This is a genomic window from Nocardioides hungaricus, from assembly GCF_054782915.1.
The window spans coordinates 44,908-69,257 of sequence record NZ_BAAGRO010000032.1; the positions used below are offsets into that span (position 1 = coordinate 44,908).

At 73.4% G+C, this 24,350-nt stretch carries 27 protein-coding genes; 13 read left to right on the forward strand and 14 right to left on the reverse strand.

Annotation, left to right across the window (positions count from 1 at the left end; genetic code table 11):
- Positions 1-32 precede the first annotated feature (32 nt).
- A complete protein-coding gene (locus tag ACYVKX_RS12905; RefSeq protein WP_460832885.1) occupies positions 33-218 on the reverse strand; it encodes a DUF5302 domain-containing protein in 186 nt (61 codons plus the stop codon).
- Between the two features lie 92 nt (positions 219-310).
- Between ACYVKX_RS12905 and ACYVKX_RS12910 the strand changes: the two genes are divergently transcribed.
- Complete coding sequence (locus ACYVKX_RS12910) at positions 311-1,321, forward strand: endonuclease/exonuclease/phosphatase family protein (RefSeq protein WP_460832887.1); 1,011 nt, start codon at positions 311-313, stop codon at positions 1,319-1,321.
- On the opposite strand, the gene ACYVKX_RS12915 is transcribed toward ACYVKX_RS12910, so the two are convergent.
- Positions 1,266-2,288: a sulfotransferase family protein gene (locus tag ACYVKX_RS12915; RefSeq protein WP_460832889.1), complete on the reverse strand. Its 1,023-nt coding sequence runs from the start codon at positions 2,286-2,288 to the stop codon at positions 1,266-1,268. The genes ACYVKX_RS12910 and ACYVKX_RS12915 overlap by 56 nt on opposite strands.
- A 101-nt stretch (positions 2,289-2,389) precedes the next feature.
- Here ACYVKX_RS12915 and ACYVKX_RS12920 point away from each other — a divergent pair, with 101 nt between their 5' ends.
- Both ACYVKX_RS12920 and ACYVKX_RS12925 read left to right on the forward strand, forming a co-directional pair.
- Positions 2,390-3,421, forward strand: coding sequence for a hypothetical protein (locus ACYVKX_RS12920; RefSeq protein WP_460832891.1), 1,032 nt, complete (start codon positions 2,390-2,392; stop codon positions 3,419-3,421).
- On the forward strand, positions 3,418-4,626 hold the full coding sequence (locus tag ACYVKX_RS12925; RefSeq protein ID WP_460832893.1) for a glycosyltransferase family 4 protein: 1,209 nt from the start codon (positions 3,418-3,420) through the stop codon (positions 4,624-4,626). Before ACYVKX_RS12920 ends, ACYVKX_RS12925 begins: the two co-directional genes overlap by 4 nt.
- A 5-nt stretch (positions 4,627-4,631) precedes the next feature.
- Here ACYVKX_RS12925 and ACYVKX_RS12930 read toward each other — a convergent pair whose 3' ends face one another.
- The 6 genes from ACYVKX_RS12930 to ACYVKX_RS12955 all read right to left on the reverse strand — a co-directional run bounded on the left by ACYVKX_RS12930 (position 4,632) and on the right by ACYVKX_RS12955 (position 11,711).
- Entirely contained in the window at positions 4,632-5,660 is a 1,029-nt protein-coding gene (locus ACYVKX_RS12930; protein WP_460832895.1) for a hypothetical protein, read from the reverse strand.
- Positions 5,657-6,781, reverse strand: a complete 1,125-nt coding sequence (locus tag ACYVKX_RS12935; RefSeq protein ID WP_460832897.1) for a hypothetical protein — start codon at positions 6,779-6,781, stop codon at positions 5,657-5,659. The genes ACYVKX_RS12930 and ACYVKX_RS12935 overlap by 4 nt, the downstream gene beginning before the upstream one ends.
- A gap of 1 nt (position 6,782) precedes the next feature.
- Complete coding sequence (locus ACYVKX_RS12940) at positions 6,783-7,985, reverse strand: acyl-CoA dehydrogenase family protein (protein ID WP_460832900.1); 1,203 nt, start codon at positions 7,983-7,985, stop codon at positions 6,783-6,785.
- An 83-nt stretch (positions 7,986-8,068) separates the two neighbouring features.
- Positions 8,069-9,178, reverse strand: a complete 1,110-nt coding sequence (locus ACYVKX_RS12945; protein ID WP_460832902.1) for a hypothetical protein — start codon at positions 9,176-9,178, stop codon at positions 8,069-8,071.
- Between the two features lie 13 nt (positions 9,179-9,191).
- Positions 9,192-10,526, reverse strand: a complete 1,335-nt coding sequence (locus ACYVKX_RS12950; protein WP_460832904.1) for an endonuclease/exonuclease/phosphatase family protein — start codon at positions 10,524-10,526, stop codon at positions 9,192-9,194.
- 111 nt (positions 10,527-10,637) lie between these two features.
- Complete coding sequence (locus tag ACYVKX_RS12955; RefSeq protein ID WP_460832906.1) at positions 10,638-11,711, reverse strand: endonuclease/exonuclease/phosphatase family protein; 1,074 nt, start codon at positions 11,709-11,711, stop codon at positions 10,638-10,640.
- Positions 11,712-11,910: 199 nt separating this feature from the next.
- On the opposite strand from ACYVKX_RS12955, the gene ACYVKX_RS12960 reads away from it, so the two are divergent.
- The 4 genes from ACYVKX_RS12960 (at position 11,911) to ACYVKX_RS12975 (ending at position 14,450) form a co-directional block, all read left to right on the forward strand.
- Positions 11,911-12,414: an excisionase family DNA-binding protein gene (locus ACYVKX_RS12960; RefSeq protein ID WP_460832908.1), complete on the forward strand. Its 504-nt coding sequence runs from the start codon at positions 11,911-11,913 to the stop codon at positions 12,412-12,414.
- Positions 12,415-12,453: 39 nt separating this feature from the next.
- A complete protein-coding gene (locus ACYVKX_RS12965) occupies positions 12,454-13,032 on the forward strand; it encodes a PIN domain-containing protein (RefSeq protein ID WP_460832910.1) in 579 nt (192 codons plus the stop codon).
- Positions 13,033-13,142: 110 nt separating this feature from the next.
- Positions 13,143-13,271 (forward strand): hypothetical protein, encoded by a 129-nt coding sequence (locus tag ACYVKX_RS12970; protein ID WP_460832913.1) that lies wholly within the window; start codon positions 13,143-13,145, stop codon positions 13,269-13,271.
- A 126-nt stretch (positions 13,272-13,397) separates the two neighbouring features.
- On the forward strand, positions 13,398-14,450 hold the full coding sequence (locus tag ACYVKX_RS12975) for a glycosyltransferase family 2 protein (protein WP_460832915.1): 1,053 nt from the start codon (positions 13,398-13,400) through the stop codon (positions 14,448-14,450).
- Here ACYVKX_RS12975 and ACYVKX_RS12980 read toward each other — a convergent pair.
- Genes ACYVKX_RS12980 through ACYVKX_RS13000 form a run of 5 tightly spaced genes read right to left on the reverse strand, consistent with a single transcriptional unit; the run spans position 14,425 to position 19,025 of the window.
- The gene (locus tag ACYVKX_RS12980; protein ID WP_460832917.1) at positions 14,425-15,513 is read right to left on the reverse strand and encodes a hypothetical protein; all 1,089 of its coding nucleotides are present in this window, start codon (positions 15,511-15,513) and stop codon (positions 14,425-14,427) included. The two genes, ACYVKX_RS12975 and ACYVKX_RS12980, sit on opposite strands and share 26 nt — an antisense overlap.
- A complete protein-coding gene (locus tag ACYVKX_RS12985; RefSeq protein WP_460832920.1) occupies positions 15,513-15,716 on the reverse strand; it encodes a DUF6752 domain-containing protein in 204 nt (67 codons plus the stop codon). The genes ACYVKX_RS12980 and ACYVKX_RS12985 overlap by 1 nt, the downstream gene beginning before the upstream one ends.
- Before the next feature lie 30 nt (positions 15,717-15,746).
- Positions 15,747-17,288: a class I SAM-dependent methyltransferase gene (locus ACYVKX_RS12990; RefSeq protein WP_460832922.1), complete on the reverse strand. Its 1,542-nt coding sequence runs from the start codon at positions 17,286-17,288 to the stop codon at positions 15,747-15,749.
- Between the two features lie 2 nt (positions 17,289-17,290).
- Positions 17,291-18,634 (reverse strand): phospholipase D-like domain-containing protein, encoded by a 1,344-nt coding sequence (locus ACYVKX_RS12995; protein ID WP_460832924.1) that lies wholly within the window; start codon positions 18,632-18,634, stop codon positions 17,291-17,293.
- Positions 18,635-18,656: 22 nt separating this feature from the next.
- On the reverse strand, positions 18,657-19,025 hold the full coding sequence (locus tag ACYVKX_RS13000; RefSeq protein ID WP_460832927.1) for a hypothetical protein: 369 nt from the start codon (positions 19,023-19,025) through the stop codon (positions 18,657-18,659).
- 91 nt (positions 19,026-19,116) lie between these two features.
- Between ACYVKX_RS13000 and ACYVKX_RS13005 the strand changes: the two genes are divergently transcribed.
- The 4 genes from ACYVKX_RS13005 to ACYVKX_RS13020 are packed head-to-tail and all read left to right on the forward strand — an operon-like array spanning position 19,117 to position 22,402.
- On the forward strand, positions 19,117-20,361 hold the full coding sequence (locus tag ACYVKX_RS13005; protein WP_460832929.1) for a magnesium transporter MgtE N-terminal domain-containing protein: 1,245 nt from the start codon (positions 19,117-19,119) through the stop codon (positions 20,359-20,361).
- Positions 20,358-20,894 (forward strand): DUF1003 domain-containing protein, encoded by a 537-nt coding sequence (locus ACYVKX_RS13010; protein WP_460832931.1) that lies wholly within the window; start codon positions 20,358-20,360, stop codon positions 20,892-20,894. Before ACYVKX_RS13005 ends, ACYVKX_RS13010 begins: the two co-directional genes overlap by 4 nt.
- A gap of 11 nt (positions 20,895-20,905) precedes the next feature.
- Complete coding sequence (locus tag ACYVKX_RS13015; RefSeq protein WP_460832933.1) at positions 20,906-22,066, forward strand: Mrp/NBP35 family ATP-binding protein; 1,161 nt, start codon at positions 20,906-20,908, stop codon at positions 22,064-22,066.
- Positions 22,067-22,069: 3 nt separating this feature from the next.
- Positions 22,070-22,402, forward strand: coding sequence for a sec-independent translocase (locus ACYVKX_RS13020; protein ID WP_460832936.1), 333 nt, complete (start codon positions 22,070-22,072; stop codon positions 22,400-22,402).
- A gap of 159 nt (positions 22,403-22,561) precedes the next feature.
- Here ACYVKX_RS13020 and ACYVKX_RS13025 read toward each other — a convergent pair whose 3' ends face one another.
- Positions 22,562-23,095 carry a hypothetical protein gene (locus tag ACYVKX_RS13025; protein ID WP_460832938.1) on the reverse strand — a complete coding sequence of 178 codons (534 nt, stop codon included), beginning with the start codon at positions 23,093-23,095 and terminating at the stop codon, positions 22,562-22,564.
- 104 nt (positions 23,096-23,199) lie between these two features.
- Here ACYVKX_RS13025 and ACYVKX_RS13030 point away from each other — a divergent pair, with 104 nt between their 5' ends.
- Positions 23,200-23,796, forward strand: a complete 597-nt coding sequence (locus ACYVKX_RS13030; RefSeq protein ID WP_460832940.1) for a LysM peptidoglycan-binding domain-containing protein — start codon at positions 23,200-23,202, stop codon at positions 23,794-23,796.
- Positions 23,793-24,293: an Rv3235 family protein gene (locus tag ACYVKX_RS13035; RefSeq protein ID WP_460832942.1), complete on the forward strand. Its 501-nt coding sequence runs from the start codon at positions 23,793-23,795 to the stop codon at positions 24,291-24,293. The genes ACYVKX_RS13030 and ACYVKX_RS13035 overlap by 4 nt, the downstream gene beginning before the upstream one ends.
- Positions 24,294-24,350: the final 57 nt, after the last annotated feature.

Consider the following 24,350-nt stretch of genomic DNA (forward strand, 5'->3'; position numbering starts at 1 on the left):
CGTGCGCACCGTGGCTCATGTCACGCGGCGGGTCACGATCCTCCGCCGCCGGCCTTGCGGCGATGCACCTTGGGGGCCGCGCCGCCGGCGACCTCGGAGCCGTGCGCCTTCTCGCGCACCGGGCCGTCCTGACGGACGCCCTTCTCGTCGCTGTTCTTCCGGTCCAGCGCCTCTCGCATCTTGGCCTTGAGGTCGTCGTTGGCGTGCGAGTCGGTCATGGTTCCTCCTGGGAAGCTCCGGACTGTCCTCCCACCTTGTCACGGCTCCGGTCGGCCCGGCCACCCGATTGCGGCTACCTACACTGGGCGCCGTGGCAGAGCGGACCTCGGACTCGGTGTGGGTCACCCTGCCGATCGTGCTGCTGCTCGTCGTGGTGATCGCGGCGGTCGTGAGGCTCGCGCGCGACGACAACGCACAGGACGCGGCGCCCGGCGTGCCGACCGCCTCGGCCCCGCTCTCCTCGGCCACGCCGGCTGACCGCGGCACGCCCGACACCGCCGGCAGTACGCCGCCGAGCGCGACGTCCACGGTGTGTGTGGACAGCTCCGAGAGGTCCCAGCTCACCGTGATCACCTTCAACATCCACTCGGCTCGGGCCGCGGACGACAGCGTTCAGCTGGCGACCATCGCGCGGGAGATCGCCCGCTGGCGCGCGGACGTGGTGCTGCTCCAAGAGGTGGACCGCGGTCGCGCGTGGACCGGGCGGGTCGACATGCCGGCGACGCTGGCGGAGGCGCTCGGGACCAGCTGGGCCTTCGGTGCGAACGTGCGCCGGTCGGCGACCAACGAGTACGGCACCGCGATCCTGTCCCGCTTCCCGATCACCGACTCCCGCAACATCGCGCTCCCGGCGCCGCCGGGCACCCAGCAGCGCGGCCTGCTGGCCACGACCCTCGACGTCGGCGGGACCGAGGTCGGCGTCTACAACACCCACCTCGAGAACACCTCGCGGGTGGCCCGGCTCCAGCAGATGCGCGCGATCACACGGGTGCTGGCCGGCGACCCGCGGCCGATGATCCTCGGCGGCGACCTCAACTCGCGGCCGGGCTCGCCCGTGACGACGCTGGCGGGCCGCTACCTCGCCGACACCTGGCCCGCCGTCGGCACCGGCCCGGGCTACACCATCTCGGCCCGCAACCCGCGCAACCGCATCGACTACCTCTGGTACGCCGACGGCCGCGACGCCGGGCTCCGGCCGGTCGACGCCGTGGTGCTGCGCTCCGCCGTGTCCGACCACTGGGCGGTGCGCGCGGGCTACCGCCTGGTCAGCGGCTCCGGCGAGATCTGCGTGCCGCTCCTGGGCGGCGACGACCTCCCGTAGCCGGCCCGCCCTCCGCCTCCTTGCGGAGCTTGCGGCGGGCCTCCTTGGCGCCGACGCGCCGCGCGGCGTCGGCCGAGGACTGGGCGATGGCCTCCGCGTCGGCGTACAGCTCGACGTAGGCCGCCCGCAGCTCGTCGAGCCGCACCTGCGCGGCCTCGTCGAAGCCGCCGCTCCCGGCGAGCACGACCAGCTGGCTCCAGGTCTCCTCGGCGAGGTCGCGCACCCGGTCGGGGCACTCGATCTCGTCCCAGCCGGTGCGGACCCGGCGCAGATCGGGGTCGACGAAGCCGTCGACCTCCGCCGCGGCCTCGGCCGAGACCTCGCGGCCGGCGACCAGGTCGAGCTCGGGCGCGACCCGGGCGACGACGGCTCGCCAGTCGGCCAGCAGGTCGTTGTAGGGCACGAAGCTGCGGCGGCCGTCGCGGGTCGTCGCCTCGGTGAACAGCGCGACGTTGAGCCAGCTGCCGACGCGGGTCGTCTGCACATGGCGCACGGTCTCCCCGGACGCCACGCCGCCGTAGTACTTGTCCTTGGAACCCACCACCTCGGCCGGGTGGCGCAGCATGGTGAGGAAGGAGATGCCCGCTCCGTTGTCCGCGGCCGCCTGCCGCCACATCGGCAGGAACCAGCTGTTGCGCGGGTCCTTGACCAGCAGCTCGTCGGCGCCCGCGAGGTGCTCCCCGATCCACGCGCCCACCTCCGCGCGCACCGGCCCGCGACCGGCCATGGCCGCCGTCGCGTCGAACCCGGCCGGCCGGGCGTCGGTCAGCGCGACCGCCGCCTTGCGCAGCAGCCCGGTCTGGAGGTCGACCGCCCACTGCGGCTCGAAGAAGCCGCGCGGGTTGGTCCGGTTGCCCGGCACCTCGGGCGGCGGGATCCGCAGACCGACCGACTTCAGCACCCCGGCGATCGTGCTGGTGCCGCTGCGGCCCGAGCCCGCGACGACCACGACCCGCTGGTCGGCCATGCGGCCACCCACCTCTCCGATTTCAGGCGTAGCGGGCGACGGTTCGAGCCGCCACCCGGACGACTACTGTAGAGGCGCCGACGAGTGCGGAAGGAGCCCCCATGGCCCAGCGGGTCGACCTGCACGTCGGGACCCCCAAGTCGGGCACCACCTTCCTCCAGTCGACGCTGTGGGCCAACCGCGAGCGGCTGCTCGAGCGCGGGGTGCTCTACCCGGGCAAGCGGGCCTTCGACCAGAACCGCGCGTCGATGCAGGTGCGCTCCGGCGCCCACCTCGACGTGGGCCGCGACGCCCCGGTGTGGCGCAGCTTCTGCGGTCAGGCAGCCGAGTACGACGGCCAGGTGGTGCTCAGCAACGAGTGGTGGCTGGCGGCCACCCGGCGCCAGGCCGAGGCGGCCGTCGAGCAGATCGGCGGGTCCGGCAGTGGCATCGTGCACGTCGTCATCACCACGCGCAGCCCGGTGCTCGCCGTACCGGCGGCCTGGCAGGAGTCCCTCAAGGTCGGTCGCGGCACCAGCCTCCCCGACTTCGTCGCGGCGCTCGACGGCGCCGGCAAGTGGACCTGGGAGGTGCTCGACCCGGCCGTAGTCGCCCGGCGCTGGGCCGGCATCGTCGGGCCCGAGCGGGTCCACGTCGTCACCACGCCGCCGGCCGGCGGCGCGCCCGACCTGCTGTGGCGGCGCTTCGCCGAGACCGCCGGCTTCTCCCCCGAGGGGCTGGAGCTGCCCAGCCCGGCGAACGAGTCGCTGAGCGTCCAGGGCGCCCGCCTGCTCCAGGAGTACGGCCCCGCGCTGCTCGCGGAGATCGTGCGCGCCGACGCCTCGGGCAACGGCGCGGCCCGCTGGCTGCGGAACACACTCGTGCGGCAGGTGCTCGTCGGCGTGGCGGGCGAGCCGATCGGCGTCGGGCCGGAGCTCCGCGACCGGCTGCTCGAGCGGGGCGCGGAGTCCGCGCGGCGGCTGCGCGAGCTCGGCGTGCGGGTGACCGGCGACCTCGACGACATCACGACCGGCGAGGACCGGCCCGGCGCCCGGCACCCCGACTCGGTCACCGACGCCGAGGTCGTCGCCGCCGGCCGCGCCCTCGCCGTCGGCCAGCTCCGGCTCCGGATGCTCGCCGGAGGCGCCCGGTGAGGCGGCACTGGACCTTCCTGGTGCCCTCGGCGTACGCCGCCGGCGGCATCGCCCGCACCACCTCGATCACCGCGAACACCCTCGTCGCGCGCGGCCACGAGGTCACCGTGATCACGCTGTCCCGGTCGTCGAAGGAGCCGGCGTTCGCGTTCGACCCGCGGGTCGAGCTGGTGCCGCTGCACGACCGCTACGACCCCGCCGACCCCGGCCGGCCGCGGCCGCAGCCGCGCAACGACCCCACCGCGAAGCGCGCAGTGCGCCGCCTCGACGCGAAGCCGTCCCGGCTGGTCGACGAGGGCGGCGCCCGGAAGACCTTCACGGCCTACGTCGACCAGCGGCTGGAGGAAGAGCTCTCGGCCCTCCCGGCCGGCGTGGTCGTCTCGACCCGCCCGGAGTTCGGCGTCGCCGCGACGCTGTGGACCCACCCGGACTCGATCCTGGTCCACCAGGAGCACCTGTCCTTCCTCCCACGACCCGAGGAGCTGCGGGCCGCGCTGCGCCGGGCCGCGACCGGCGGCGGGCGCCGACTCGACGCGCTGCTGACGCTGACGCAGGCCGACCTCGAGCGCTGGCGGGAGTACGTCGGCGACCCGTCGGTGCGGATGGACGCGATCCCGAACCCGACGCCGTTCGCCGTCGGCGAGCCCGCGCCCCTCACCGACCCGGTCGTGATCGCCGCCGGGCGGCTGAGCACGCAGAAGGGCTTCGAGCGCCTGGTCGAGGCCTGGATCCCGCTCGCGACGTCCCACCCGGACTGGCAGCTGCGCATCTACGGCGACGGCCCGCGGCACGCCGCGCTCGCCGCGGCGGTCGCGGCGGCCGGCGTCGGCGACCGGATCCTGCTGGCCGGCGTCACCCGCGACTTCGAGCGGGAGCTCGCGAACGCCTCTGTCTACGCGATGTCCTCGCGCTACGAGGGGCTGCCGATGGTGCTCCTCGAGGCGCTCAGCAAGGGCGTCCCGCCGGTCTCCTTCGACTGCCCCGAGGGCCCGCGCCAGCTGATCGAGAGCGGGACCAACGGCCTGCTCGTCCCCCAAGGCGACATCGGCGGCCTCACCGACGCCCTGCGCGCCCTGATGGACGACCCGGACCGCCGCCGCAAGCTCGGCGCCGCCGGCCTCGAGACCGCAAGCGCCTTCGAGCCGGACGCGATCGTGGACCGCTGGGTCGCGCTGGTCGAGGAGATCGACGCCGGGCGCGGCTAGCTTCGCTAGGCCTTCTTGCCCGGCCGGTCGCGCAGCACCATCGGCGCCATCACCTCGAGCGCCCGATCCAGGAGGGCCGCGTCGGAGACCTCGTCGGGCGAGACGCCGTCGGGGCGGTACGCCGGCGACAGCTCGTCGAGCGACCCGATCACCGGGTAGCCCTCCTCGCGCACGGCGTCGAGCATCTCCGCGGCGATCTCGGCGATCCGCGACCGGTAGCGCTCGGGGACCGTGATCGGGCCGCCGGCCCGGCGCTGCACGAGCTCGCGCTGGGCGAGCCGCCGTTTGACCTGCCGGGCGTAGACCGGCCACGGCACGTCCTCGGGCAGCGCGGCGACGACCCGACGCAGCAGCTCGGTCTCGACCGCGCCGAGCGACGGGTTGCGGGCGTCCTCGGGAAGGCCGTAGGCGATGTCCGGCAGTCCCGCGGCCTCGCGGAACCGCTGCCACAGCACGGCCGGGTCGGCGCCCGGCGCGGGCACGGTCACGAACTGCACGCTCTCCCGGCCGATCTGCCTGCCCCAGCGCCGGGCGATCGTGACCAGGTTCTGCCCGCGCCAGAAGCCCTTGGCCGAGCCGGGGCCCTTCCAGTCGGCGAGCGCGGCGTCGAGGAACTCGGCGTACGGCTCCGTGTCGCCGTTCTTCACGCCCTCCTGCCACGCGGCGGGCAGCTGCCGGCCGAGGTCGCGGCAGGTGACGATCGCGCGCAGCGGCCGGCCAGGGAACGACGCCACGGCCCGCTTGACCGCCGGCATCGTCGAGCCGCCGAGGATCTCGTGCGAGATCAGCACCGGTCCGCCGTGCCGGCCGGCCTCGGCGACAAGCCGCTCCCAGGCGCCCTGGGACGCCTCGTACCTGTGCCCGCGGAAGCCGCCGTCGCGCAGGCCCAGCACCTCGATGAAGTGGCTCGGGTTCGAGCCCGGGTAGAGGTAGCCGGCCCCGCGCAGCTCCCGCCGGTTGCGGGCCAGGATCCCCTGCAGCGACGTGGTGCCGCTCTTCGGGGTGCCCAGATGGAAGGTCAGCGGCTCGCTCATCGCCGCCACCAGCGGCGGGGCCGGGCGAGCTCGGCGACCCGCGCCTCGAGCTCGGCGTTCGCGGCCGTCAGCTCCGCGATCTGCCGCCGGTCGTCGCGGACCCGCAGCAGCATCGCGGCCAACACGTCGGGCAGGCCGGCCAGCTGGTCCTCGGCAGAGACGTCGTCGGGGTGCGGCGTCTCGTCGGGAGGTACGGCGGGCAGCAGCTCGGCCGGGTCGCCGTGGACCCGGTAGCCGTCGGTCTCGACCAGCTCGATCCAGGTGCGGGCCACGCCGGCCAGCTGCTCGGCGACGGACGCCGGCGCCACCGGCTTGCGCGAGCGGACCCGGCTGAGCATCGACTGCGCGAACCAGCGCTTCGCGACGACGGAGTACCACGGCTGCTCCAGGCGCCCGTCCAGGGACGAGACGACCTGGCGGAGCAGCGCGATCTGCGGCGTACCCAGCGACTCGTTGCTGCCCGGCACCGTCGAGACGTCGATCGCGTCGGCGGGGAGCCCGATCGCCTCGGCGAACCGGCGCCACAGCACCTCGGGGTCGGCGCCGCCGGCCGGGCTGACCACGACGTGGGTGCGCTCCGGCGGGACGTGCGGCCGCCAGCGGTCGAGCAGCCAGGCCAGGTTCTGGCCCCGCCAGAAGCCGGCCATCACCCGGTCCCCGGGCTCCGGCAGCGAGGCCAGTTGACGCTCGGCGAAGTCCGCGAACGACTCGTCGTTGCCGTTCTTCACCGCCTCCTGCCACTGCGCGGTGAACATCCGGGCGATGTTGCGGACGGTCACCACCAGGTGCACCTCGAAGTCCGCGAGCTGCGCGGCGATCGCCGCGACCTGCTCCGGCGACGCGGCGCCGAAGATCTCGTGGCTGATGACGACCGTGCGGCCGACGTCCCGCCCGCGCTGGAGCATCGCGGCGAACGTGCCGTCGACCTCCTCGCGGCTCAGCCCCCAGTGCCGCGGGTTGCCCGCGGTCTCGACGGCCGCGTGGAACATGCCCTCCTGCTGCACGTACGGGTAGACGTACCCGTGCTCCTTCAGCGCGGCGCGGTGGCCGCCGACCACCGACTGGAGGAACGTCGAGCCGCTCTTCGGCAGCCCGATGTGCAGGTAGAGGCGCTGCGCCAAGTCAGGATCCCGAGCCCAGCTGGTAGTCCTTGAGCAGGCTGCGGCCGATGATCATCTTCTGGATGTCGCTGGTGCCCTCGCCGATGAGCATGAACGCCGCCTCGCGGTAGAGCCGCTCGATCTCGTACTCCTTGGAGTAACCGTAGCCTCCGTGGATGCGGAAGGAGTCGGACACGACCTCGTTGCAGTACTCCGAGGCCAGCATCTTGGCCATCCCGGCCTCGACGTCGTTGCGCTCGCCCTTGTCCTTCATCCGGGCGGCGCGGATCATCATCGCGTGCGCGGCCTCGACCTTGGTCGCCATCTCCGCGAGCCGGAACATGATCGCCTGGTGCTCGGCGATCGGCTTGCCGAAGGTCTCCCGCTGCTGGGCGTAGGCGATCGCGAGCTCGAAGGCCCGCAGCCCGATGCCGCAGGCGCGGGCCGCGACGTTGACCCGGCCGACCTCGACGCCGTCCATCATCTGGTAGAAGCCCTTGCCGGTCTCCCCGCCCAGGATCTGGTCGGCGGAGATCCGCATGCCCTCGAAGACCGCCTCGGTGGTGTCGACGCCCTTGTAGCCCATCTTGTCGATCTTGCCCGGGATGGTCAGGCCCGGGGCGACCTCGCCGAACCCGGGCTCCTTCTCCACCAGGAACGTCGTCATGCTCCTGTAGACCGAGTCCTGCCCCTCGTCGGTCTTCACCAGCAGCGCGATCAGGCTCGACGTGCCGCCGTTGGTCAGCCACATCTTCTGCCCGTCGATCACGTAGTCCTCGCCGTCCCGCACGGCCTTGGTCCGGATCGCGGAGACGTCGGAGCCCAGACCCGGCTCGGACATCGAGAACGAGCCGCGCACCTCGCCGGCGGCCATCGCCGGCAGGTACCTCCTCTTCTGCTCCTCGGTGCCGTGCTGCATGATCAGGTACGCCACGATGAAGTGGGTGTTGATCACGCCCGACACGCTCATCCAGCCGCGCGCGATCTCCTCCACGCACAGCGCGTAGGTCAGCAGCGACTCGCCCAGCCCGTCGTACTCCTCGGGGATCATCAGGCCGAAGATCCCCAGCTCCTTCAGCCCGTCCACGATCTCGGCCGGGTACTCGTCGGCATGCTCGAGCTCCGTGGCCACCGGCAGGATCCTCTCGTCCACGAAGCGGCGTACCGCCCTGAGCATCTCCTGTTGCTCCTCGGTGAGACCGTCGGTCTGGCAGAGGCGACCCATGGTTGACCTTCCGTGACGAGTGCTGGACCGGCAGCGATGCTATCCCCGGCCCACCCGCGGACACCCGCGGTGTGACCCACTCATCACCGCTCGCGCAGCCGGTCCCTGAGGCGCCGGACCGGGCCGCGCCGACCCACCCTGATCTCGCCGGTACGCCGTTCGGCGACCGCCGTGCCGCGCTCGACCAGCAGCGCGGCCAGTGCCGAGACCGCCGCGGCGGCCACGTCGCGCTGCTGTGCGCGCTGCGGCTCGTCGGAGAAGGAACGGTCCGCGCAGCGCAGGTCGTCGAGCGAGCCGGCGACGTCGTATCCGCCGGCCGCGAGCGCGGCGATCTGGCGCTCGGCGACCTCCTCGCACCAGGGGCGGTACTTGGCCGGCACCAGGATCCGGACGCCGTCCTGCCCCCCGAGCACGCCGCTGGCGAAGCCGCGCTTGACGACGTCGCCGTAGAGGTAGCGCCGGTGCACCTCCTCGGGCAGCTCGGCGTTGACCCGGCGCAGCACCTCCGCCTGGACCAGGCCCAGGCCGGTGTTGGCCGGCCGGTCCTCCGGCTGGATCCGCGCCGGGTCGACGCCGACCACGCCGGCGAACCGCTCCAGCAGCAGCGTCGGCGCGCTGCCGGACGGCGGGACGGTGACGACGTGCAGCCGGTCCGTGGGGAGGTGCTCGCCCCAGCGGTCGAGCACCGCGACCGGGTCGAGGTGGATCCACGGGTTGCGGCCGGCGCCCTCGCGCTCCTGGCGGCGCAGCCGGCGCAGGTGCCGGCCGAACCCGACGCTGCTGCCGGCCTTCAGCTCCTCCTGCCACGCCGACGGCAGGCCCCGGGCCAGGTCGCGGACGGTGACCACCACGTGCACCTCGCGGTCCCCGCAGGCGCCGAGCAGCCGCTCGATCTGGTCCGGGCCGGCCGCCGCGAGCGACTCCTGGCTGTAGACCGCGCGCGCGCCCCTCGCCTCGGCGAGCTGCCGGCTGAACCGGTCGAGGATGTTGCGGTCGGACGCGGGATCGCGGCGGGCGGCGTACCGGTCCCGGGTGACGACCATCAGCTCGAAGGACTCCCGCTTGGTCGGGGGCACCAGGTCGAGGCCGGCGTCGGCGAGGCTCGCCCTGCTGCGCAGCAGCGCGGCCTGGAGGTAGGAGGTGCCGGTCTTCTGGAGTCCGACGTGGAGGTAGAGCCTGCGCGCGTCCGGCATGGCCCCATAGATATCAGCCGGCGCCGGCCGCGAGCAGCGCCGCTCCGCCGTCGAGCGCGATCGGCCCGGTCTGGACCCTGACCCGCGACGGCAGCTCGACCAGGTCGGGGAGGATCATCCGGCTCACGTCGTACCGCGTCGTCCACGAGCCCTCGGTGTCGCTGACCATGAGCAGCGAGCGGGGCATGCCGGCCTCGCGCCAGGCGGGCAGGCAGGCCGCACCACAGGCATGGACCCAGCTGTCCGGGTCGCCCGCGGCGGCGACCGCCCGGGCCAGGGTCCGCTCGCGGCCGGTCGGCGCGTCGTTCGCGGTCATCACCTGGACGTTCACGCCGCGCTCGACCGCCTTGCGCAGCGAGCGGAGCGGGCCGCGGAGGTCGAAGACCGGCGTCCGCAGCGCCACGGTCGAGCCCGGCTCGGCGGCGCCGATGGCGCTGGTGAGCGCCCTGACCGCGGCGCGCCGCTCGGACTTGGTGCCGGCCGGCTTGTTGCGCACGGCGCTGATGGTGGCCGGCGGGTCGACCGTCCAGGTGAACTCGCCGACCACGGCGTCGTGGTCGGACCTCAGCTCCACCGGGTACTGGCTGGTCGCGACCAGCTGGTCCTCGCCCCGGCTGAACAGGTAGTCGATGGTGTTGCCGAAGTAGTCGCCGGTCGGGAAGTACGAGCCGAGCTGGTCGAAGGTCGAGACGAGCTGGCTCTGCGCGAGCAGGTCGCGGGGATAGCGGCCGCTCTTGTAGTGGACGTTGAAGTCACCGCCGACGAGCACCGGCCCGGTCGCGGCGAGCCGCTCGACCAGCGCGTTGAGGGTGGTGACCGAGCGGCGGAGCAGGTCGGGCATGCCCCGGGTGGGCGGCGCGACGTGCACGGAGACGACGTTGACCACCCGGCCGTCGACGCCCTGCAGGGTGACCCAGTTGGCAGTACGCCGCCCGAGCTCGACCTCCTTGCCCGGCGGCCGGCCGCGCCAGTTGGAGATCCACTGGTTGCCGGTGGCGACCGGGGTCCACCGGTCGGTGCGCCAGGCGACCGGGGTCGCGGCGGTGAAGCGGTTGGTCATGTCACGGTAGAGCTCGTAGCCCGGCGGGGCGATGACCGCGTCCTGGCGGAAGGGCACCTCGTTGTAGGCGACGAAGTCGGGCTGGATCGAGAGGACCTCGCGGACGTCCTTCTGGAACGGCGCCGGCTTGAGCTTGGTGAGGATGTTCGCCTGGACCATCGTCACCGTGTCCGCGCCGACGACCGGGGGCTCCTCGCGGGCCTGCGCCGCGGACGGGGCGATCGCGGACAGCCCGAGCGCGAGCGCGAGGAGCGCGCCGACGCCGTACCGACCCACGCGTGCACCCATCCTCGGACTCCTCTCAACCCCACAAGTCACAGGAATCACACCATCCCCATTCATCACTGACAAGGGGCCGGCGAGAACTACAGACGTGTAGTTCCGGGACGCCCGAGGGCGTCACTCCACCGACGCGGTGGCGCTGATGAAGAAGTGGTTGCTGATCCGCCGGGTGACCGCCGAGGTGTCGCGCCAGTAGCCGCTCCACGTGACGCCGGCGCCGACCACCCAGTCGACCGGGATCGGGCCCGGCGGCGGCGCGCAGCCGGCGCCCCCGCCGTTCGAGGCGAGGAGCCCGGCCGGGCCGACCACCCGGCAGTAGAACTCCTCGCGGTCGTTCATGTCGCCGGTGACGAGGACCGGCAGCCCGGTGGCGCGCAGGTCGCCGACCAGGGAGATCAGCGCGGCCTGGCCCTGACGCCGCTCGGTCAGGTACCGGCCCCCGCCGGCGGACAGGTGGGCGTTGACGACGTAGAACTCCCGCTGGGTCGCGGTGTCGCGCAGCCGGAGGATCGGCTGTGGTCGGGGCCGGCCCATGAACGGGATCGTGATGCTATCGCCGCTCACGTAGTCGAACCGGGCGTCGTCGTAGAGGATCGAGTTGTCGGTCTCCTCCGAGCCCCAGGCGGTGCCCGGCCAGGCGGTCAGCCCGGTACGCGCGGTGATCGCGGCGAGCTGGTCGGCCTGGAGCTCCTGCGTGCCGACCACGTCGACGTCGTGCGCGGCGATCAGGCCGGCCGCGCCGGCGCTGCGCACCGACGCCGGCGGGTAGCGCTTCATGGTGCCGCCCGGCCCCGTGTGCTGACTGCCGAGCACGTTGAAGCTGCCGACGGTGACCTGGTACGGCGTGTTCGCCTGCCGCGCGGCGATCCGCTCGATCCGCTCGCGCTCGAGCACCCTCGGCGGCTTGGGCTTCACGACCGCGGCCTGGAGCACCCGCTGCGCGGGCGGGAGCGCGGCGTCCAGCACCGACCGACGAACGGGCGTACCCGACCCCGTCGCGGGCGGCGTGCTCGCCGGGGCGCGGGGAGCGGCGACACGCTCGCCGAGGTCGGCGGCGGTCGAGCCCTCCCCGGAGGCCGAGAGTCGGACGGTGACCAGGAGGGCGGCGACCACGCCGAGGCCGAGGACCACGCCGGCGATCCTGGCGGTCCGCCGGCCTGCCCGCGGGGCACGGTGAGCGGGTCCGGTCACCGAGCGACCTTAACAGGATCGTCGTGCTCCGGAGGGCCTCATCGGTTCGGCGCTGCGGTTCGCGACGCGGTGTGCATCACCACCGAGCCGACCACACCTCTGCATCGTCACTCGGTCCTCCGGAGCCACCGAGGAAGCGAGCAAGCTTTCGTAACTTTTGCAACTAGGCTAGGATAGCTGTGCGTTGGAGGAGGACATCATGACCGCGACACCCAGCGAGGTGGTCAGCCCGGCATCGGCCGATGCCGACGAGCTGGCGAAGGTGCTGAGCTTCATCGAAGCCCATGAGACACGTCATGGCTCCTCCCCTTCGTCGGTGTTCTTCCTCGGCGGCTCAGGTGAGCATGATCAGGTCGAGTTGACTGAACAGCTGCACGCGATCTTGAAGCAGGTGGTCCAGGCACTCAGCCAGGGGCAGTCGATCAGCATCCTGACCCGGGACCAGGAGATCTCGACCCAGCAGGCAGCAGAGATCCTGGGACTGAGCCGCCCCACGGTCGTCAAGCTGATCGAGGAGGGCGAGCTGTCGGCACACGTGCCGGGCGCAGTGCGTCGCAAGCTCAGACTGGCCGACGTGCTGGCCTACCGCGAGGAGCTTCGGGCGCGCCGCAACCGGTTCATCACCGAGTCCTCGGCCGAGTACGACGAGGCCGACGAGCACGAGGTGAGCGAGTTGCTGGAGCAGGCGCGTCGCCAGAAGTGACCGCCCTGGACGGCCAACGAGCTCTGACAGACTCGCCGCATGTACCGCGCCGTCCTCGACACCTGTGCGCTGGTGCCGGGACGACAGCGCGACTTCCTGCTGCAACTCGCAGCTGAGGAAGCGTATGCCCCGCTGTGGGGATCGGGGATCTTATTCGAGCTCGACTACGTGTTGGAGCGGCTCGATGCCAGGCGCGGCCGCGATGGCAGCGAGGAGCGTCGTCGACACCTGCTCGAGCAGATGCGGCATGCCTTTCCGGGCGCAGAGATCACGGCACCCAAGGACCGCGCCTACGACTACGACCTGGACGACCCCGACGATGGACACGTCGTGCACGCCGCGATCCTCGGCAAGGCCGATGCGATCGTCACCGACGACACCCGCGCCGGGTTCCGCGCCTCCAGGGTGCTGCAGGAGGCCGCCATCGAGGTGGTCTCTGCGGCCGAGTTCGCGGCCAACACGGTCTCGGCACATCCGGGATCCGGCGTCCGCGCCCTGACCGCGATAGCGGCACGGATGACCACGCCACCGCGGAGCCCGCAAGAGGTCCTCGAGGAGCTACGGACCCGGTACCGCATGGACGACCTCGCCGAGCTCCTCGGACTGACTCCCGGCTGACCCCGGCTGGCTCCCCGCCTCCTGCGTTCGGATTGGTGATCGGCCGAGGTCCTGCTCGAGGTGGTCGCGAGGGGGTCGGATGTAGCAGTTGACGAGACACCGAGGTCCTCGTGGCGGGTCTGGCCGGTGACCCGGCTCAGCGGGACGCCGGCCAGCCGCACGATGGCGAGGAGGGCGACGACCACGCCGACCGCGAGGACCGCCACCGCGATCCTGGAGGTACGCCGACCCGCGCGTAGGGCACGGTGGGCGGGCCGGGCGACCTCAACAAGAATCGTCGTGCCCCGGAGGGCGTCATCTCCCGGTGCCCTCATCCGCCCGACAGACATGAGGTCGACCAGCCGCTCCTGTCTACGCTGAGCCCCATGCACTTCACGGCCTCGACCGTCAAGGACTCTCTGGAGAACGTCCGGTTCTTCGTGGCCGCCAACCTGGCATCGGGCGTCGACCACATGTTCGTCTTCCTCGACGCGCCCAGGGAGGACGGCCAGGCCGAGGTCGCCGCGGCGCTCGCGGACCACCCGCACGTCACCTGCATCCCGACCGGGCGCCGGTGGTGGGCCGGCGACCGGCCGGCGAGCCTCAACATCCGCCAGCGGATCAACGCGAACTGGGTGCGGACGCTGCTGGCGCCGTACGACTGGGCGGAGTGGCTGTTCCACGTCGACGGCGACGAGGTGGCGTGCCTGGACCGCGACGCGCTGGCCGCGGTGCCGGCGGGCGTGGACGCCGTGTGGCTGACGCCGTGGGAGGCCGTGAGCGAGTGGGAGGCCGACGGCCGGCCGACCCGGTTCAAGCGGCTGCTCGACGATCCGGAGCTCAACCTGCTGCACGTGCTCGGCACGCTGCCCGAGCCGACCAACCAGGCCTACTTCCACGGCCACGTGCTCGGGAAGTCCGGCGTGCGCCCCGCGTCCGGCCTCGGGCTGACCCTGCACGAGGGGGTGTCGACCGACGGCGTCCGGCAGCCGCGGCACGAGGACCCGCGGCTGCACGTGCTGCACTACGACGCGCCGTCCGGGGAGGAGTTCGTCCGCAAGTGGACGGCGCTGGCCTCCGCCGGCCCGGCGCGCTACCGCCAGTCGCGCCAGCCGTCGGCCCGCGCGCTCCGCACGCTGCTGTCGGGAGACCTGCCGCCCGCCGTCCGCGAGAGGTACCTCCGCCGGATCTACGAGCTCACCACCCGCGACGACGTCGAGACGCTGGCCGACCTCCGGCTGCTGGTCGAGGCCGACCCGGAGCGCGGCGGACTCGCGCCGCGGGCGCTCCCCGCGGGCGCCGCCGAGCAGCTCGCCCAGCGGGTGGCCGAGCTCTCCGAGGGGCCGAAGGCCGGCTACCACATCGAGGACGCCGCTCCCCAGGCCGCCCGCCCGTCCAGTGCCAAGGAGGGGCTCAAGCGCCTGGTGCGCCGCCCCTGAGCCGGCGCCGCAGGCGGCCCCGCCACCCGGTGCCGCCGGCCTCGCGGGCCCGCCCGCTCAGCTCGCGTACGTCGCCCAGCATGGTCGCCACCAGGTCGACCGCGACCTCGGCGACCTCGGCGTCGGTCACCGAGGTCGTGCTGCGGCGCTCCTCGAGCTCCGCCGGGACCCGCAGCTGGTCGAGATCCCCCACCACGTCGTAGCGCCGGGACCGCAGGTGGGCGATCGCCTCCTCGCCGCGGCGCCGGCAGTCCTCGACCTGGTCGGGCTCGGGCCAGAACCGCTCTCCCCCGCGCGGCACCAGCCGCTCGTCGGCCAGGTAGGTGCGCAGGTAGACGCCCTTGTCGAAGGCCCTGCCGAAGCCGGTCAGCCGCCCGTTCACCCGGCGCAGCGTCTCGGCCTCGGCCACGCCCATCGAGGTGTTCGGGAACGAGCCGGACAGGTCGATTCTGTCGGTCGCGAACCCGACGATCCCGGCGAACCGCTCCCACACGTCCTCGCGGGGCGCGCCGGGGTCGAGCACGAGGACGTGCACCCGCTCGGGCGGCACGGCCTCGGTCCAGCGCTCCAGCACCAGCCGCAGGTCGAGGGTGCGCCAGTTCCAGATGTCGGCGGGCCGCTCGGAGACGGTGCGGCCGTAGTCCGGCATCGGCGTGGTCGCGCCGTTCTTCAGGCTCTCCTGCCAGCTCGCGGTGAACAGCCCCAGCGGCTCGCGCGCGGTCACCACCAGGTGCACCTCGGCCGGCGCGAGGGCGGCGACCATCGCGGTCGCCTGCTCCGCGGTCGCGGCGGCGAAGAACTCGTGGCTGACCAGCCCGGTGCCCGGCGACGACGCCAGCTCCTCGCGGACCCGGGCCCAGGCCTGCCGCTGGTGCTCGGGCGCGCGCGCGTGGCTGGCCTGCTCGCGCACGGTGCGCGAGGACCAGAGGTGGTCGCGCCGCTCGACGCCCGGTACGACGACCCCGCGCTCGCGCAGCCGGTCGCGGTTGGACCAGACGATCGTCTGGAGGTAGGACGTCGCGGTCTTCGGCAGCCCGATGTGCGCGAAGACGCGATCAACCACTAGAGCGACTCCTGGAACCGCGCGATCGCCCGCTGCACGGCGGCCTCGTCCCGGTTCGCCAGCGGCACCAGGAGCTCCTGCACCACGTCGGCGAGCTCGGCCAGGCGCAGGTTGTGCCGGCGTGCCTCCGCCAGGTCGGCCTCGAGGTCGGCGACCCGCCGCTCGAGCCGCTCCACCTCGCCGCGCAGCCCTCTGCCCATCATCCCGTGCCCATCATCCCGTGCCCACCATGCTCACCACACTCCCACAACCCTCGCGAGCAGCCGGCCGCCGCGCGTCCTCTCGGTGACGTCCACCCGCGAGGCGCCGGCGTCGCCCAGCAGCGTAGTGACCGCCTCGGGGTCCGGGCGCCCCAGCATCCACTCCGGCCGATCCTCGGCGTCGGAGAGGAAGAACTCGGCGTACACCCGGCCGCCGTCGCGCAGCGCCATCGAGCACAGCCGGCCGAAGGACTCCTGCGCCTCCGGGGTGGTCGCGTCGAGCAGGTGCCGGGCGAGCACGACCTTCGGCCCGTGCCGGTGCGCGAGCCGGGCGCCCTCGGCCAGCACCGAGCGCCACTCGGCGAGGTTGAGGCTGCGTGTCGTCAGGTCGAGCGACTCCGTCGCGGCCAGCTCCGCGGCGACGTTCAGCCCGCGCTGCGTGTAGTCGTACGCCGTGACCCGCAGTCCCTGCCGGGCCAGCCAGACGCTGTCCACCCCCCGGCCGGCGCCGACGTCGAGCACCTCGGCCCCGAGCTCCCGCGCCGCGCTCGCCGCGTTGCGGGCCAGCGCCGACGGCTTCTGGGGAAGCGTCCGCCGGGCGTTCTGGTAGGCCTTGCGGTCCCAGTAGCGGATGCCCGGCTGGGTGCCGCGGAACCAGTCGTCGAAGGCGCGGACGGTGCGCTCGGGGGTCGCGAACCGGAACGCCGGGTCGGGGGCGCGCCAGCCGGCGCCGTACGTCGTCTCGAGCAGCTTCTCCGGACGGGCGGGCACCGGCACCGGGCGGCCGTCGAGCTCGGCCTCGCCCAGCGGAGTGATCCACTCCCGCTCGAACGGCACGCCGATCTCGCCCATCAGGTAGAGGTGGCCCTCGTCGAGGTAGCCGCCGAACACGTCGAGGCCGCGGGTCACGTCGCCCTCCGTGACGAGCATCTTGAAGGAGGCGCCGCTGTAGCGGGAGATCCGCCAGCCCCGCGCGGCGAGCTGGCGCTGCACGGCGAACGACTCGCGCGCGACGTCCACCGGGTGGGTGTGGCGGCTGACGTAGCCGAGGTCGGCGTCGGAGTCGTGCCCGAGCACCCGCCCCTCGCGGACGGCGCCCAGCAGCGTGCCGTAGGCGACGAACGGCTCGACGCCCGCCGACCGCAGCGCGCCGAGCACCGATTCGACGGCGTCCAGGAGCGCCGCGATGTCGCGCTCGGAGCGGCCGGCGAAGACCGGCACCAGCCGGCCGGACTTGTCGATGCCGACGTCGACGCCATCGCGGTTCCGCACGCGGATCCGGCCGTCGCCGTCCCCGAGCGCGACCTCGCGCTCGAAGAAGGTCCGGCCGGACGCCGAGTCCCGGACGGCGATCGTGGCCCGGCCGTTCAGGTGCCGCTGGAGCGACGTCGGCCACGGCGCGCGCCGCAGCGGCCACGGGCCGCGCGGCACCGGCAGCACGGCCGGCTCGGTGTCGCGCCGGGTCCAGAACGTCCACACCCGGCGGCCGTCGACGAGGACGTCGACCGGACGATCGTCCGCCGAGACGACGGACACGCCGGCGTCGTCGACGCCCCGCACCCGGAGGTACCCCACGCTCAGTCCGTCAGGTCGAGCTTCGCATACGGGTTGATCCCCGTCGTGGAGTACGGCGTGCCGTCCTCGTAGACCGCGTTCTTGCCGCTGCCGAACACCAGCATGTCCTCGGTCGGGGCCCGCCGGGCGTTCCCGTTCGGGACCCCGTCGGTCGCCTGGTCCTTCGGGAAGTTCTCGTACCAGTAGTCGAGGTGCTCGCGGTACCGGTCGGTGAGCGGCCCGCGCCGGTAGATGCCGACGTTCTCGTCGCTGACCCGGCCGAGGCCGGACAGGTTGGCCGAGCCGTTGACCACGACCTTGCTGGAGCGGTCGCCGTTGACGTTGCCGATGATCGCCATCGCCTTGATGTGGAAGTAGTTGTCGAACTGGCCGTCGCCGTCGAAGTCCTGCACCAGATGCTTCATCGGCACCGGCCCGCGACCCTTCGGGCTGCGCAGGTAGCGGCCGATCTCGATGCCCATGACCGTGTAGCCGATGCGGATGTCGCAGCCCGCGTCCCACAGGCTGCGGATCTTCCGGGCGAACTTCATGCCGCGGGCGTTGCGGATCACGTCGGGCGCCATCCGGATCACCGTGCGCCCGGAGGCGGTGTTCGTGGCGCCGCGGCACTTGATCCGGTTCAGCAGCCGGTACACCGGGTCCACGGGGGTCCGCACCAGCGGATACTGGTAGAGCGAGAAGTCGCCGAAGTGCCCGGCGGCGAACGGCTTCTCGAGCTTCTTGTCCCGCGCGGCCTGGCGGAAGATCTTGTCGTAGAAGCGCCACACCGGCTTGCTGCGGGTGTGCGTCACCACGTCGTTCCACTGGTTGTTGGTCGAGGCGAGGGTGAAGTTCGCGGAGCCCTGGACGACCACCCGCGGGACCTTGCCGACCTGCGAGAACATGAAGAACTTCGCGTGCGCGACGCCGCCCGAGCCGCGGCAGGACCCCTGGCAGGTCTTGGCCCAGCTCCTCGGGCGCTTCGGGCGCTCCAGGTTGCGCTGGTGCAGGCCGGCGCGGAGCCGGCGGAACGGCGGGTTGCCGATCTCGTCGCGGTTGTTGCTGGCGTCCATCAGGAGGCGCACGGTGACGCCGCGTCGCTGCGCGCGCAGCAGCGCGTCGGCGCCCTCGCTGGTGAGGAAGTTCCAGGTGAAGAACTTGATGGTGCTGCCGCCCGGGGCCGAGTTGATCGACCGGATGATCTTCCGATAGATCTGGCGCCGCTTGTCGCGATCGCCGGTCGGGTTGTTGAACGTGACCCCCGGCTTCGGCTGGAAGTTGTCCGGCGGGGCGGCCTCCGCGGTCGGCACCCCCACGGGCACCAGGAACGCGGTGATCGCGACGAGCAGGGCAAGGCATCTGGTCACGCAGGGTCTCCTCGGTACGTACTTAGGCCCGGCAGCTGCGCACCGCGGCACGGTACTCCGGGTCGTCGGCGAGCGGGCTCGAGCCCTCTCGGATGGTCCCGCCGAGCACCGCGTAGTAGCGGTCGCCGTAGCTCACCAGCCGCTGCCCCGAGGAGCAGCCGAGGACGTCGCGCGGGACCAGGGCGCCCGAGGCGTCCACGCAGCCCCGGTAGGCCCGCGGCAGGGCCTGGTCCGCCTGCCACACGGTGTCGCAGGCGGGCCCGTCCGCGGACGACGGGTCGGTCCCGGCGGGGTCCTGGGCCGTGGAGCCGGAGCTCCCGCAGCCGAACGCGCAGAGCGCCACGAGCGGCACCGCCGCACGTCGCAGGCTCCGCCCCCGAGTTCTCGACATGCACGCGAGTATAGGTTGAGAGGTCCTGTGTTCCCCGCATTCCGACGTGGGGCCACCACCCGTGCCGTCCCCGCCGGTAGCGTGTGCGCATGTGAGCACCACCCCCGTCCGCGTCTACGCGGCCCGCCTCGTCGGGCTGCCGATCTTCGACCCCCAGGGCGACCAGGTCGGCAAGGTGCGGGACCTCGTGGTGGCGGTCCGCTCGGAGGTGCACCAGCCCCGGGTGCTCGGCCTCGTCGCCGAGGTGTTCGGCCGCCGCCGGATCTTCGTGCCGATGACCCGGGTCACCAACATCGACAGCGGGCAGGTCTACACGACCGGGCTGCTCAACATGCGCCGGTTCGTCCAGCGGCCGACCGAGACCCTCGTCATCGGCCAGATGCTCGACCGCACCGTCACCATCACCGGCTCCGGCGTCACCGGCACCGTCTACGACGTCGCGATGGAGCAGGCGCGCAACCGCGACTGGGTGCTCAGCCGGGTCGCGGTCCGGGAGCCTTCGAAGGGCTTGCGCCGCCGCGGCCAGACCCACGTCGTCGAGTGGCGCGACGTGGACGGTCTGACCCAGCGCGAGGAGGCGCAGGGGGCGACGCACCTGATCGCGGCGCTCAACGAGATGCGCCCGGCCGACGCGGCCAGCATGATCCACGAGCTCCCGCCCGAGCGGCGTACGGCGGTCGTCGCGGCCCTCGACGACGAGCGGCTCGCCGACGTGCTCGAGGAGCTCCCCGAGGAGGACCAGGTCGAGATCCTCCAGCACCTCGACTCCGAGCGCGCGGCCGACATCCTCGAGGAGATGTCGCCGGACGACGCGGCCGACCTGATCGCGGACCTGGCGCCCGAGACCGCCGAGGCGCTGCTGGAGCTGATGGAGCCCGAGGAGGCCGAGGACGTCCGCCGGCTGATGTCCTACGCCGAGGAGACCGCGGGCGGCATGATGACGCCGGAGCCGGTCATCCTCGGGCCGGACGCCACCATCGCCGACGCGCTCGCCCACGTGCGCAACCCCGAGCTCACCCCGGCGCTGGCCGCGCTCGTCTACGTCTGCCGCCAGCCGCTGGAGCCGCCGACCGGCAAGTTCCTCGGCGTCGCGCACATCCAGCGGCTGCTGCGCGAGCCCCCCTCGACACTGGTCGCGGGCGCGCTCGACGACTCGATGGAGTCGCTGCGCCCCGAGGCGACCATCGACGAGGTCGCGGCCCACCTCGCGACGTACAACCTGGTCGCCGCGCCCGTGGTCGACGACGCCGGGCACCTGCTCGGCGCGGTCACGGTCGACGACCTGCTCGACCACATGCTCCCCGAGGGCTGGCGCGACCGGGCGATCCGACGATGAGCGACCACGCACCCCGCCTCGACGCGCCGCGCGAGCTGCGCCGCCGCCGGCTGGTCCGGCGCCCGGCACACGACGCCGACCGCTTCGGCGTCTTCGCCGAGCAGTTCGCCCGGTTCATGGGGACCGCGACGTTCCTGCTGTACATGACGGGCTTCGTGGCCTTCTGGGTGACCTGGAACTACCTCGCACCGCGCGACTGGCGCTTCGACGACTACCCCTACATCTTCCTGACGCTGATCCTCAGCCTGCAGGCGTCGTACGCCGCCCCGCTGATCCTGCTCGCGCAGAACCGCCAGGAGGCGCGGGACCGGGTGATCGTCGAGCAGGACCGGCAGGCCGACGCCCGCTCGCGTGCCGACATGGAGTTCCTGGCCCGCGAGGTCGCGTCGCTGCGGATGGCCGTCGGCGAGGTCGCGACCCGCGACTACCTGCGCTCGGAGCTGCGCAGCCTGCTCGCCGAGCTCGAGGAGCGAGACGGCGAGCGTGGCCAGCCTCACCCGGCCGGCGACGGTCCGGAGCGGCCCCCCACGTAGACTCGGGGATCGTGAGCAACCCCCTTCTCGAGCAGGTCAACGCCGCTCTCGCGACGGTCAACGACCCCGAGATCAAGCGCCCGATCACCGACCTCGGCATGGTCGACTCCGTCGAGATCGACGAGGCCGGCGTCGTCCGGCTCACCGTGCTGCTGACCGTCGCGGGGTGCCCGCTCAAGGACACCATCGACCGCGACGTGACCGCGGCGGTCGGCGGCGTCGATGGCGTCACCGGCGTCGACCTCCGGCTCGGCGTGATGACCGCGGAGCAGCGCGCCGGCCTCAAGGAGGTCCTCAGCGACGGCAGGGCGCAGCGGGAGATCCCGTTCGCGCAGCCCGGCTCGCTCACCAAGGTCTTCGCGATCGCCAGCGGCAAGGGCGGCGTCGGCAAGTCCTCGGTGACGGTCAACCTCGCCCTCGCGATGGCGCGGCAGGGCCTCAAGGTCGGCATCGTCGACGCGGACGTCTACGGCCACTCGGTCCCGGCGATGCTCGGCGTCGCCGACCAGCGGCCCACCCAGGTCGACGACCTGATCATGCCGGTGCCCACGGCCTCCGGCGTCTCGGTCATCTCGATCGGCATGCTCAAGCCGCGGCGCGACCAAGTGGTCGCCTGGCGCGGCCCGATGCTCGACCGGGCGCTCGTGCAGATGCTCGCCGACGTCTACTGGGGCGACCTCGACGTGCTCCTCCTCGACCTGCCGCCCGGCACCGGCGACGTCGCGATCTCGCTCGGCCAGCACCTGCCCGGCGCCGAGGTGGTCGTCGTGACCACCCCGCAGGAGGCCGCCGCCGAGGTCGCCGAGCGCGCCGGCACGATGGCCTCGATGATGCACCAGCGGGTCGTGGGCGTCGTGGAGAACATGAGCTACCTCCCCTGCCCGCACTGCTCTCCCGCCGACGGCCATCGCCTCGAGATCTTCGGCAGCGGCGGCGGGTCGCGGGTGGCCGCGACGCTGTCGGCGCGGTTCGGGTACGACGTGCCCGTGCTCGGCCAGATCCCGATCGACACCTCGCTGCGCGCGGGCGGGGACGCCGGCCTGCCGATCGTCGGGTCCGACCCGATCGCTCCCGCCGCCCGCGTGCTCGTCGAGGTCGCCGAGAGGCTCGCCGGCCGCGGCCGCGGACTGGCCGGGATGCAGCTGGGGTTGACGCCGACCAGTAGGTTCTGACGCGTGCCAGGCCTTCCGGAGCTCGCCGTGATCGCCGTGGTCGCGGTGCTCGTCTTCGGTCCGGACAAGCTGCCCGAGTTCGCGAAGCAGGCCGGTCAGCTGGTCCGTCAGGTGCGCCGGATGGCCAACAACGCGCGCGACGAGCTGCGCGCCGAGCTCGGCCCGGAGTACGCCGACCTCGAGCTGCGCGACCTCGACCCCCGCACCATCGTGCGCCGCCACATCCAGGAGGCACTCGAGGACGAGGACGACGAGCCGCCTCACCGGCCCCCCCGGCGCGGCCAGCGCCCCCTCGACGACGGCGAGATCCCGCCGTACGACTCCGACTCGACCTGACATCGACCTGACGCCGACTCGGCGCAACTTGCCCGCCAGGAGACGCCGAGTCGGCGCAACTTGCCCGCCAGGAGTGCCCGAGTCGGCGCAACTTGCCCGGGCCGCGGGCAAGACGCGCCGACTCGCGGTGTCTGAGCGGGCAAGACGCGCCGACTCGACCTAGTCGCGGGACTGGATCGCCGCCAGGGAGCCGAACGCCACGAGCAGCGTGCGGTCCTCGCCGACGGTCGCCTCGACGAAGTCGGCGCCCACCCGGCGTGGGACGGCGTCGTACCGGCTCCCGTCGCGCAAATGCAGCACGCACCGCTCGCCCGCGTCGGCCAGCCGGCGCAGCGCCGAGCCGAGGCCGAGCCGCGCCGCCGCCGGCCAGGCGACCTCCGGGACCGACCGCTCGGAGGCGTCCTGGACGGCCGCGACGGCCGGGAGGCAGACGATCCAGTCCTGGGCCGGGCCGCGGAGCACGCACCAGCCGTCGGCGACCCGTTCGAGCACCCCGCCGACCGCGCCGACGCCGGTGATCTCGAGCCGGACCTCGGTGTCGACGGAGGCGGCGAGCCGGCTGGCGAGCGTCACCTCGCGGTACGCCGCCCGGCTGCGGTCGGCCAGGTCGGCGTCGCGCTCCACGCCGTAGAGCGCCTCCGCCTGCTGCTCGAGCTCGTCGAGCAGGGCGAAGAGCTCCTCCTCCCAGGCCATGCCCGCACCCTGCCCCGCCGGGGTTGTGGAGAAACCGTTGACTCCACGAGGAAAACGGCGCATCGTGACGTAAACAGATGCAAACGCATAGATCGGCCCCTGGGATGCCCGCTCCGCTGTACCGCTGTCTCGCCGTCTGGCTGGTCGCCACCGCGGCCGCCACCGGGCTCGTCGTCCTGCTGCTCCCCGTCGCGCTCGCCCCGACGGCGCGGTTCGACGAGCTGCTCGCCCGCGCCTGTGCGGTCGCCGGCACGCTGGCGGCCGGCTGGCTGTGGGTCGTCGCCACCGCGGTCGCCGTCGAGGCCCGGCGCGGGCGCACGCGGGTGCCCGTCCCCGCGGCGGTACGCCGCCTGCTGCTGGTCGCCTGCGGCGCCGCCCTGGTCGCCGGGCTGGCCTCGCCCGCCGGGGCCGCACCGGGCGGCGACGCGCCGCAGACCGCGGTGGCCGTCGTCGCCGACGCGCTCGCCGGCCTCCCGCTCCCGGACCGGGCGCACGGCCGCGCCGCACCCCGCGCCGCACCTCGCGCCGAGCGAGTCACCGTGCAGGCCGGCGACACGCTCTGGGGCCTCGCCGAGGAGCACCTGGGCAGCGGGGACCGCTGGCCGGAGATCTACGCGCTCAACCGTGCCGTCGTCGGCGGCGACCCCGACCTGATCCAGCCCGCCCAACGGCTGCGACTGCCCGCGAAGGAGAAGCGATGAGCCAGAACGTCTACCCCCTCCACCGGCCCACCCCGGTCGCGAGCGTGCAGGGCACCCTCGCGCTCGACCTGGAGCCGTGCTTCGACCCACCGCAGCCGGAGGCCGAGCACGGCCGGGCCGCAGACGTCATCTCGATCGAGGCGCCGCTGCGCCACGGCCTCGAGCAGTGGGCCGGCCGCTACGTCCAGGCCGCGGTCGAGATCGTCGGCGGCGACCGGCCGGTGAGCCAGCTGCTGCGCTGGAGCACGCCCGAGGTCCTCACCGACCTCGACCGCCGCGCCCAGCTCGTGGCCCGCGCCGGCCGGTACCAGCCCGGTCAGGGCCGGGTGCAGCCGGTGCGCCCGCGGGTGGTCGGCGTGCGCGCCTGCTTCCTCACCCGGGGCCGGGTCGAGGTCAGCGCGCACGTCCGGTACGGCGACCGCTCCCGCGCGGTCGCCGCCCGGTTCGTGCGCACCGCCGACCAGCGGTGGTGCTGCACGGCCTTGGAATTCGCCTGACGAAGGAGCGACGCGCGTCGCGAGACGAGGCTGAGCAAGCGACGCGACCGAGGAACG